Below are 9,754 nucleotides of genomic sequence, written 5' to 3'. Positions count from 1 at the left end.
CCCCCCCCCCCAAAAAAAAACCACCAGGCCGGCCCGAAGGCCGCCAAGGTCAAACAACCCCAACAACCCCTTCCTCACGCATCTGCCGCAACAACCCCAAACCACCCTCGAAAAACACCAAAGAACCAACCTGCCCCGCCTCGACCGCCAATCCTTGCAGCTGCTCACGCCCAGTCAGCTCTGGAAACTCGCCAATCCGCTGCAACAACCGCCACGCTAACGGACTCAACTCGGAAAACTTCACACTCCAGCCCTCGGCGCGACGCACCAGCAACAACGTCGGCTGAGCCGGTAAAACGTCAGGCTGATAATCCGGTCCCACTTGTTGCACCGGCCAGGCGTAAGCCAACGGCCAGGCCAACGGCGACACTTGCAACGGCCGATCCAGCAACGCCCCGGCATCACCCGCAGCCAACGGCTCGGCCTCGGACTGTTGCAGGGCCATTTCCACCCACTCGTAATGCGCCAGCTCCACCATGAAAGGTGGCCACGGTCCATCGGTCAACGCCTCAGGCCCGGTCGCGAGAAACTCGACAAACTCCTGAGCGATCTCACCAAATTTCGGTGTACGGGCGCGGTAGTCCCGCAGAAAGATCCGCACCAGTGAACGCCAGTGCTCATCACCCAGAATCTTCACCAACACAGGAAAGGTGCCACTGAGCAACGAAGACAGATTGGCGAACACCAGATCGCGGTAAACCTGTGCCCGCACCGGATCCATTTCGGTGGGTGGCGCGCAATGCTCGGGGTCTCGCAGGTACTGGCCCATGATGCTTTGCTGTTGGTGCAGCGAATGTTTATCCACGGTTCACGCCCTCCTGTTGCAAGCGGCGAATGGTCTGCAATTCCGCCACCAGCTCGGCGAATGCCGGAAAGTTGAAGTCCCGCTCCAGCAAGGTCGGTTGTGCGCCAAACCGGGCATACGCCTGCTCCAGCAACGACCACACCACCGGTTTGACTGAAGCGCCATGGGTGTCGATTTTCAAGGTGTCGGATTCGTCGAAATGCCCGGCAATGTGCATGGCCACCACCCGGCCCGAATCGATGCCGGCGAGAAACGCCTGCGGATCGAAGCCGTGGTTGATCGAATTGACGTAGACATTGTTGACGTCCAGCAGCAGGTCGCAGTCGGCCTCACGCAGCACGGCATTGGTGAATGTCACCTCGTCCATGTCCTGTTGGGGCGCGGCGTAATAGGAAACGTTTTCCACCGCCAGGCGCCGACCAAGGATGTCCTGGGCCTGACGGATCCGCGCAGCGACGTGGTGCACCGCTTCTTCGGTGAAGGGCAACGGCAACAGGTCGTACAGGTGACCGTCATCACTGCAGTAACTCAGGTGCTCGCTGTACAGCGGCACGTTGTAGTGATCGAGGAAGCGGCGAACCTCTTGCAGAAAATCGACGTCCAGCGGTGACGGCCCGCCCAGGGACAGGGACAAGCCGTGACAGGACAACGGATAGCGTTCAGCCAGGGCCCGCAATGCGGCGCCGTGGGCGCCGCCGATGCCGATCCAGTTTTCCGGCGCGACTTCCAGAAAGTCGAAATCGCCCGCCGGCGCAGCCTGCAGGTCTTTCATTAAACCGCGGCGCAGGCCCAGGCCGACACTGGCCTTGGCTTCTGGGGGAATGGAGGTCTGCATGGTGTCGATCTCACAAGATGTTCAAGGACGCGAGCCGGTGCCCGCCATGAGACACAGTTAATCGAAGGGGTGTATCGAGACTGTGTTCGGCAGGGGCCTGGAATTCGAGGTGACTGTATCGAAAAGGGATCTGGATACAGTGGGATACACACGATCCTTGCGGGCACTGCTGATCCCACAGGGTCCCGTGCCCGTCAGGAAGATGTAGCTTTCGTCGCTCAACGCGGCGCTATATGGCCTGCGAACTAAACTAAATGCACGCAGGGCCCGCTTGGTGCCCTGCACATTCCCACGACCACCGCCCAGTGGCGAACACCTCCCTACACAATGCCCCTGGACCGTGATCCTGCTGAAGGAGCACACGTGATGGACGAGGCCAGACTCAACGATTTCATGGGCAAACTGGTAAATGACATGGGAGGCGCGGCGATGCTCGCCAACGTCATCCTCGGCGAAGAGCTCGGCCTGTACCGGGCGATGGCCGACAGTCAGCCAATGACGCCGGAAGCACTCGCCGCCAAAACCGGCTGCAACACCCGCCTGCTGCGCGAATGGCTCAGTGCCCACGCCGCTTCCGGCTACATGGAACACCGTGACGGCCAGTTCCGTCTGCCCGAAGAGCAAGCCATGGCTTTGGCAAACGAAGACTCACCGGTTTATGTGGCGGGCGGGATCGGCGTGGTCGCGTCGTTTTTCCATGACAAGGACAAACTGGTCAAAGCCATGCGCGGCAACGGTGCCCTGCCCTGGGGCGATCACCATCCGTGCATGTTCAGCGGGACCGAACGCTTCTTCCGCCCAGGCTACAAAGCCCATTTGGTCGCCGAATGGTTGCCGGCCCTCGACGGTGTAGTGGCCAAACTGGAGTCCGGGGCCAAAGTGGCGGACATCGGCTGCGGTCATGGCGCCTCGACGGTGATCATGGCCCAGGCGTTTCCGGATTCGCGCTTCGTCGGCTTCGACTACCACGCGCCCTCCGTTACCGTCGCCACCCAGCGGGCCGAAGAAGGCGGTGTGTCCGGCCGGGCCAGGTTCTTCCAGGGCACGGCAAAAAGCTACCCTGGCAGCGACTACGACCTGATCTGCTACTTCGACTGCCTGCACGACATGGGTGACCCGGTGGGCGCGGCCAAACATGCTTATGAATCATTGAAAGACGACGGCACGGTGCTGCTGGTCGAGCCCTACGCCAACGATTTGCTCGACGACAACGTCAACCCGGTCGGACGCCTGTTCTACGCGGCGTCGACCTTCATCTGCACGCCCAACTCGCTGTCCCAGGAAGTCGGCCTCGGCCTGGGTGCCCAGGCCGGTGAAGCGCGGTTGCGCAAGGTATTCACCGAAGCGGGTTTCACTCAGTTCCGCCGGGCGACTGAAACGCCGTTCAACCTGATTCTGGAGGCGCGTAAATAAACACCGCCGCCCGTCTTCTGTAGGAGCGAGCTTGCTCGCGAAAAGCGCGAGCACGCCGCGGGGGTGTCAGGCTTACAGTGTTATCGTTGACGACCATCGCGAGCAAGCTCGCTCCTACAGGTTTCCCAGCATGCTCGACAGCATGATCCATGACCAACTCGACCGCCTCCATCAACACATGGCGGACCAGCCGTTTGCAGTGCTGACCGGTGCCGGCATCAGTACACCTTCGGGCATCCCCGATTATCGCGACAACCAGGGCGTGCGGCGGGGCCGGCAGCCGATGATGTACCAGGAGTTTCTCTCGGCCCCGGAGTCCCGGCGACGCTATTGGGCGCGGGCGATGCTCGGTTGGCCACGGGTCCGTCAGGCGCAGCCGAACGTGGCCCACGACACCCTGGCCAGTCTGCAGGGCACGCGGCAGATCAGCGGGTTGATCACCCAGAACGTCGACACCCTGCACGACCAGGCAGGCAGCCACGATGTGATCGAACTCCACGGCAGTCTGCACCGGGTGCTGTGCCTGGATTGCGGCCGGCGCAGCGAGCGCGATTCGATCCAGCGCTTGATGGAAACACAGAACCCGTACCTGGCCGGTGTCGACGCGGTGCAGGCGCCGGACGGCGACACCTTGCTCGACCCGGCCTTCGAGGCACGCTTCCAGGTCCCGCACTGCCCGCATTGCGCCGGGGAACGGATGAAGCCGGATGTGGTGTTCTTTGGTGAAAATGTCGCGCAGGCCACGGCAGCCAAGGCGATGACGGTTGTCGAACAGGCTGCAGGGCTGTTGGTGGTCGGCTCGTCGCTGATGGCCTATTCGGCGTTTCGCTTGTGCCGGGCGGTAGTGGATCAGGGCAAGCCGTTGATTGCTATCAACCTGGGCAAGACCCGGGCGGATGAAATTCTGGATCTGAAGATTGAGGGGGCGTGCGAGCAGCTATTGCCCTTATTGGCAGAACGCCTCACTTCCTGATCAACACAATACCCTGTGGGAGCGAGCTTGCTCGCGATGGGGGCGGCACATTCAACACATTTACTGACTGAACCTACGCCATCGCGAGCAAGCTCGCTCCCACAAGGTCCCCCATGCAACTCAGGAAAATCGCTGACCCAGGTTTTCCTCTTTCAGCACATCAAACAAGGCCTGCGCCGCCGCCGACAGTTCTCCCCCAGGCAAGGTCAACACCCCGAGCGCCCGCTCCACCACCGGGTCACGCAAGGTGATGCAACGCGCGCCCAGTTCACGCATCTGCCCCGCGCACAAGGCCGGCACCGCGCTCACACCCAGGCCACTGGCGACCATGCGCCCGACCGTCGCCAGTTGATGGCTTTCAAACTCCACCGACAGCTTCATGCCGCGGGCCTGCAAATGCTCTTCCAGCATCACCCGCACGGTGGAAGGTCGCTGCAAGGTAATGAACGGCTCCTTGAGCAGAGTCAGCCAGTCGATGTCATCCCGCCCGGCCAGCGCCGAATCCAGGGGCACCACCGCGACAAAACGGTCGATGTACAACGGCGTGAATTGCAGCGGCGAACTCTGGGTCGGCTCGAACGCCACCCCCAGTTCCACCTGGCGGTCACGGACCATTTCCAGCACCTGCTCGTTGATCACGTCGTTAACCGTCACGTTGACGTTCGGGTAACGGGCGCGGAATGTCTTGAGGATCGGCGGCAGCAGGTTGCCGGCGAACGAGGGCATCGCCGCGAGGGTCACGCGACCGCGCTGCAGGGTAAAACGTTGACGCAGTTCATCTTCGGCATTGTCCCAGTCGGCGATCAACCGGCGCGCCAGCGGCACCAGGGTTTCGCCTTCGGCGGTGAGCGCCACGTTGCGCGTGTTGCGGGTGAACAGGCGCCCGCCCAGGCCTTCTTCCAGCGCCTTGATGGTCAGGCTCAGGGCCGATTGCGACAGGTGCAGGCGTTCGCAGGCCACGGCAAAGCTCAGGCTCTGGGCCACGGCCAGAAAGGCGCGGATCTGCTTAATGGTCATGGTCGCTTCGCTTCCAGTTGTAAGCTACAAGCCTGGAGCTGCAAGAAAGCAGCGGTTTATTGAGTTTTATCTATTAATCAACATTAAAAATCAACTTAACAAATGAATTAACCAGCGCGACACTCAACTCCATTCGGCTAGCCAGCCGCCCACAAAGAATAAAAGAGGTGCATATGGCAGGTTTCGACAAGCGCGTGAGTTCCTACGAGGAAGCTCTGGCAGGTCTTGAAGACGGCATGACCGTGATCGCTGGCGGCTTCGGCCTGTGCGGGATCCCGGAAAACCTGATCGCCGAGATCAAGCGCAAGGGCACTCGCGACCTTACCGTGGTCTCCAACAACTGCGGCGTCGACGGTTTTGGCCTTGGCGTGCTGCTGACCGACCGCCAGATCAGCAAAGTGGTGGCTTCCTACGTCGGCGAAAACAAGCTGTTCGAAGAGCAACTGCTCAAAGGCGAAATCGAAGTCATCCTGACCCCGCAAGGCACGCTCGCCGAGAAAATGCGCGCTGGCGGCGCAGGCATTCCGGCCTTCTTCACCGCCACCGGCGTTGGCACTCCAGTTGCCGAAGGCAAGGAAGTGCGCGAATTCCATGGCCGCAAGTACCTGATGGAAGAGTCCATCACCGGCGACTTCGCCATCGTCAAAGGCTGGAAAGCCGACCATTTCGGTAACGTGATCTATCGCCACACCGCGCAGAACTTCAACCCGCTGGCCGCCACCGCCGGCAAGATCACCGTGGTCGAAGTCGAAGAAATCGTCGAACCCGGCGAGCTGGACCCGGCGCAGATCCACACCCCTGGCATCTACGTCGACCGGATCATCTGCGGCACGTTCGAAAAGCGTATCGAACAGCGCACCGTGCGTAAGTGATCCCCTGCCCCCGGACCGAATGAAGGAATAACAACAATGGCACTTTCCCGCGAACAAATGGCTCAACGCGTCGCCCGCGAAATGCAGGACGGCTTCTACGTGAACCTGGGCATCGGCATTCCGACCCTGGTCGCCAACTACATCCCCGAAGGCATGGAAGTCATGCTGCAGTCGGAAAACGGCCTGCTGGGCATGGGTCCTTTTCCTACTGAAGAAACCATTGATGCCGACATGATCAACGCCGGCAAACAAACCGTGACCGCACGTATCGGTGCTTCGATTTTTTCCTCGGCCGAGTCCTTCGCGATGATCCGCGGTGGTCATGTCGACCTGACCGTGCTGGGCGCGTTTGAAGTGGACGTGCAAGGCAACATCGCCTCGTGGATGATCCCCGGCAAACTGGTCAAGGGCATGGGCGGCGCGATGGACCTGGTGGCCGGCGCGGACAACATCATCGTCATCATGACCCACGCGTCCAAGGATGGTGAGTCCAAGCTGTTGTCCCAATGCAGCCTGCCGCTGACCGGCGCCGGGTGCATCAAGCGCGTGCTGACCGACCTCGCCTACCTGGAAATCGAAAATGGCGCATTTGTCCTCAAGGAACGCGCACCTGGCGTCAGCGTTGAGGAAATCGTCGCCAAGACCGCTGGTAAACTGATCGTCCCGGACCACGTTCCGGAAATGCAGTTCGCTGCCCAGTGAGGAATCATTCCATGCAAGAAGTCGTCATTGTTGCCGCCACGCGCACCGCGATCGGCAGTTTCCAGGGTTCGCTGGCCAATGTGTCCGCGGTTGACCTTGGCGCTGCGGTGATCCGCCAGCTGCTGGCGCAAACCGGCCTGAACCCGGCCGAAGTCGATGAAGTGATCATGGGCCAGGTATTGACCGCCGGCGCCGGGCAGAACCCTGCGCGCCAGGCCGCGATCAAGGCCGGCCTGCCCTTCGCCGTACCGGCCATGACCCTGAACAAGGTCTGCGGTTCGGGCCTCAAGGCCCTGCACCTGGGCGCCCAGGCGATCCGCTGCGGCGATGCCGAGGTGATCATCGCAGGTGGCCAGGAAAACATGAGCCTGGCCAACTACGTCATGCCCGGCGCGCGCACCGGCCTGCGCATGGGGCACGCGCAGATCGTCGACACCATGATCAGCGATGGCCTGTGGGATGCGTTCAACGATTACCACATGGGCATCACTGCCGAGAACCTGGCCGAGAAGTACAGCCTGACTCGCGAGCAGCAGGACGCCTTCGCTGCGGCCTCGCAGCAGAAAGCCGTGGCCGCCATCGAAGCCGGGCGCTTTGTCGATGAAATCACGCCGATCCTGATCCCGCAGCGCAAGGGCGATCCGCTGTCCTTCGCCACCGACGAACAGCCACGGGCCGGCACCACCGCCGAATCCCTGGGCAAGCTCAAGCCGGCCTTCAAGAAGGACGGTTCGGTGACCGCTGGCAATGCGTCGTCGCTGAACGACGGAGCCGCCGCCGTGATCCTGATGAGCGCCGAAAAAGCCAAGGCCCTCGGCCTGCCGGTCCTGGCGAAAATCGCCGCCTACGCCAACGCAGGCGTCGACCCGGCGATCATGGGCATCGGCCCGGTGTCGGCCACTCGGCGTTGCCTGGACAAGGCCGGCTGGAACATCGACCAGCTGGACCTGATCGAAGCCAACGAAGCCTTCGCCGCGCAATCGCTGGCCGTGGCCAAGGACCTGGAATGGGACTTGAACAAGGTCAACGTCAACGGCGGCGCCATTGCCCTGGGTCACCCGATCGGCGCCTCGGGTTGCCGCGTACTGGTGACCCTGCTGCATGAAATGCTCAAGCGTGACGCCAAAAAAGGCCTCGCCACCCTGTGCATCGGTGGTGGTCAGGGCGTGGCACTGGCGCTCGAGCGGGTTTAAGCCAACAGCGTTCAACAGACGGCACGGGGACCCACGAAGATCCGTCGCCGTCTGGACAAACACCCGGTGCGATGCAAGTCGTACCGGGTTCTTTTTGCCTGCGTTTTTTCAGGTGGACCGCGTTATCGTTCATCGCGAGCAGGCTCGCTCCCACAGTGGACCGCGCTCGTCAGGACAACTGGGTCAAATGTGGGAGCGGGCTTGCCCGCGAAGGGGCCAGTTCTGTCACCCCAAAAATTGCAGAATCAAACAGCTGCTCGCCCCACTGATCACCACAAACCTCGGACAGGTCCGGCAAAACGCAAAGTCTACGGAACCACGCCCAGCAACTGCTGGCGTAACTCGGGGTTGCTGGTACGCGGATCGAGCCAGATGGCAAAAAATGCCTGGGCGAATTGCAGGTCCTTCACTTCACGCAACAACTCCTGACCAAGAAAAAACCGCGCGCCCTGCCCCGGCAGGTACACCCCGGTCAGCCGCGTGCCGGCCTGCACATCGACGAACGACTGCTGCATCTGCACCTGCCAGGACGCCAGTTGCCCGGCACTGATCGAGGTGCCGGCGAGTCGCTTGATTTCCCTGACGCTGGCATTCACCAGATCTTCACGGGAAATGTTGCGCTGGTAGATCAGCTCCAGGGCGAACGGCTGATCGCTTGCCAAGGGCCGCGACGTACTCCAGAGCCGTGCGCTGTAGACATCGAAGCCGTACTTGCGAAACTCACCACTGCCGATGACTTGCGCACCGGGCAGTGAATCCTGCCAATTGGCCAGGGCCTGGCAGCTCAGCAAAACAAGCAGCCACAGACCATGGCGCAGCGGGGATAGTTGGTGGTTCATACGGATTGGCCTCATCGCGGGATGCCCAGAAAAACGAATGCGCAAAGGACCCTTTCGTACAATTTCCGAAAGGCCGTGTTTTTGTATACAAAATCCATATACACATAAAGCAATCTACCCGACGCAATGTTACCGTTGCTACCTCACACAGGTCGGAGACGTGCGCGTGTTGATCCTTAAACTGCTGGTAATCCCAGGCTTTCTGCTGCTGATTTCCCTGGCGGGCAAACGCTGGGGGCCGAGCGTGGCCGGTTGGTTGTCGGGGTTGCCGGTGGTGGTCGGGCCGATCCTGTTGTTCCTCGCCCTTGAACAAGGCCCGGCGTTCGCCGCGCAATCGGCCACCGCTGCACTGTCGGCCATGTTCGCGATGATTGCGTTTTGCGTGACCTACGCCCAAGTCGCACAACGGGCGGGATGGCCACTGGCGTTGATGGTCTCGCTGTCTGTCTGGGCGCTGGTGGCGTTTGTCCTGTCGCTGATTCCGGGATCCCTGGTGTTTTCGCTGTGCGCCGCCGCGACCGCGCTGCTCGCCGCGCCTTATCTGTTCCCCCCCGTGCAACCGGTGCTCAGTGGCCCGGGGCCGAAATCCGACAAGCTCTTGCTGCGCATGGTGGCCGGTGCATTGCTCACCTTGGTCGTGACATTGCTGGCCAGCACCGTCGGCGACCGCTGGAGCGGCCTGCTGGCGGTGTTCCCGGTGTTGGGCAGCGTGATGGCGGTGTTCTCCCAGCAAACCCGTGGCCCGGCCTTTACCGCCGCGTTGCTGCGCGCCACCGCCACCGGCATGTACTCGTTCGCCGCCTTCTGCCTGGTGTTGGCGCTGACCCTGCCGACGATGGGAATGAACGCTTTTGTGCTGGGCATCGCGGTGTCGGTGGCCATGCTGGGCGTGACAAAGCGTCTGCTGGCGCAGCCGGTTGGCCCGACGACGGACGCTGGAGGAACCGTCAAAGCACCGAAACACGTTCGATGAGGTACGTCTGAAAGAATGCAGGGCGGTGCGGCGTTCCGACAAGCTCCCTCGCCACAGGTAAGCCACCTCACCCCGGATCGCTGCTTTGCCTGAGTGACCGCTCGGTAGAGCACGCTGGAATGCATCACAACC

General features: G+C 61.7%; 10 protein-coding genes. 6 read left to right on the top strand and 4 right to left on the bottom strand.

Annotation, left to right across the window (positions count from 1 at the left end; genetic code table 11):
- Positions 1-49 precede the first annotated feature (49 nt).
- Both PMI29_RS19780 and PMI29_RS19785 read right to left on the bottom strand, forming a co-directional pair.
- Positions 50-805, bottom strand: a complete 756-nt coding sequence (locus PMI29_RS19780) for an HvfC family RiPP maturation protein (protein ID WP_007996340.1) — start codon at positions 803-805, stop codon at positions 50-52.
- Positions 798-1,640, bottom strand: a complete 843-nt coding sequence (locus PMI29_RS19785) for an HvfB family MNIO-type RiPP peptide maturase (RefSeq protein ID WP_007996339.1) — start codon at positions 1,638-1,640, stop codon at positions 798-800. Before PMI29_RS19785 ends, PMI29_RS19780 begins: the two co-directional genes overlap by 8 nt.
- Positions 1,641-2,006: 366 nt before the next feature.
- Between PMI29_RS19785 and PMI29_RS19790 the strand changes: the two genes are divergently transcribed.
- Together PMI29_RS19790 and PMI29_RS19795 are read left to right on the top strand one after the other, a co-directional pair.
- Positions 2,007-3,053 (top strand): class I SAM-dependent methyltransferase, encoded by a 1,047-nt coding sequence (locus PMI29_RS19790; RefSeq protein ID WP_007996338.1) that lies wholly within the window; start codon positions 2,007-2,009, stop codon positions 3,051-3,053.
- Between the two features lie 130 nt (positions 3,054-3,183).
- On the top strand, positions 3,184-4,026 hold the full coding sequence (locus tag PMI29_RS19795; protein WP_007996337.1) for an NAD-dependent protein deacetylase: 843 nt from the start codon (positions 3,184-3,186) through the stop codon (positions 4,024-4,026).
- Positions 4,027-4,146: 120 nt separating this feature from the next.
- On the opposite strand, the gene PMI29_RS19800 is transcribed toward PMI29_RS19795, so the two are convergent.
- On the bottom strand, positions 4,147-5,043 hold the full coding sequence (locus tag PMI29_RS19800; protein ID WP_007996336.1) for a LysR family transcriptional regulator: 897 nt from the start codon (positions 5,041-5,043) through the stop codon (positions 4,147-4,149).
- Between the two features lie 173 nt (positions 5,044-5,216).
- Here PMI29_RS19800 and PMI29_RS19805 point away from each other — a divergent pair, with 173 nt between their 5' ends.
- The 3 genes from PMI29_RS19805 to PMI29_RS19815 are packed head-to-tail and all read left to right on the top strand — an operon-like array spanning position 5,217 to position 7,810.
- Positions 5,217-5,915, top strand: a complete 699-nt coding sequence (locus PMI29_RS19805; RefSeq protein WP_007975747.1) for a CoA transferase subunit A — start codon at positions 5,217-5,219, stop codon at positions 5,913-5,915.
- Between the two features lie 36 nt (positions 5,916-5,951).
- A complete protein-coding gene (locus PMI29_RS19810; RefSeq protein WP_007975748.1) occupies positions 5,952-6,617 on the top strand; it encodes a CoA transferase subunit B in 666 nt (221 codons plus the stop codon).
- Positions 6,618-6,628: 11 nt separating this feature from the next.
- Positions 6,629-7,810, top strand: a complete 1,182-nt coding sequence (locus tag PMI29_RS19815) for an acetyl-CoA C-acetyltransferase (protein ID WP_007996335.1) — start codon at positions 6,629-6,631, stop codon at positions 7,808-7,810.
- Between the two features lie 308 nt (positions 7,811-8,118).
- Here PMI29_RS19815 and PMI29_RS19820 read toward each other — a convergent pair whose 3' ends face one another.
- Complete coding sequence (locus PMI29_RS19820) at positions 8,119-8,649, bottom strand: chalcone isomerase family protein (protein ID WP_007996334.1); 531 nt, start codon at positions 8,647-8,649, stop codon at positions 8,119-8,121.
- A gap of 166 nt (positions 8,650-8,815) precedes the next feature.
- Here PMI29_RS19820 and PMI29_RS19825 point away from each other — a divergent pair, with 166 nt between their 5' ends.
- Positions 8,816-9,622, top strand: coding sequence for a hypothetical protein (locus PMI29_RS19825; RefSeq protein ID WP_007996333.1), 807 nt, complete (start codon positions 8,816-8,818; stop codon positions 9,620-9,622).
- Positions 9,623-9,754 lie beyond the last annotated feature (132 nt).

The organism is Pseudomonas sp. GM49 (assembly GCF_000282355.1).
Classification (GTDB): domain Bacteria; phylum Pseudomonadota; class Gammaproteobacteria; order Pseudomonadales; family Pseudomonadaceae; genus Aquipseudomonas.
Note: the sequence above shows the minus strand (reverse complement) of the source record. Positions and strands in the feature narration are given on the sequence as shown.

Coding starts and splice junctions, on each gene's coding strand:
- PMI29_RS19805 (WP_007975747.1), top strand. CDS start 5,217: ATGGCAGGTTTCGACAAGCGCGTGAGTTCCTACGAGGAAGCTCTGGCA.
- PMI29_RS19815 (WP_007996335.1), top strand. CDS start 6,629: ATGCAAGAAGTCGTCATTGTTGCCGCCACGCGCACCGCGATCGGCAGT.
- PMI29_RS19810 (WP_007975748.1), top strand. CDS start 5,952: ATGGCACTTTCCCGCGAACAAATGGCTCAACGCGTCGCCCGCGAAATG.
- PMI29_RS19785 (WP_007996339.1), bottom strand. CDS start 1,640: ATGCAGACCTCCATTCCCCCAGAAGCCAAGGCCAGTGTCGGCCTGGGC.
- PMI29_RS19820 (WP_007996334.1), bottom strand. CDS start 8,649: ATGAACCACCAACTATCCCCGCTGCGCCATGGTCTGTGGCTGCTTGTT.
- PMI29_RS19795 (WP_007996337.1), top strand. CDS start 3,184: ATGCTCGACAGCATGATCCATGACCAACTCGACCGCCTCCATCAACAC.
- PMI29_RS19800 (WP_007996336.1), bottom strand. CDS start 5,043: ATGACCATTAAGCAGATCCGCGCCTTTCTGGCCGTGGCCCAGAGCCTG.
- PMI29_RS19790 (WP_007996338.1), top strand. CDS start 2,007: ATGGACGAGGCCAGACTCAACGATTTCATGGGCAAACTGGTAAATGAC.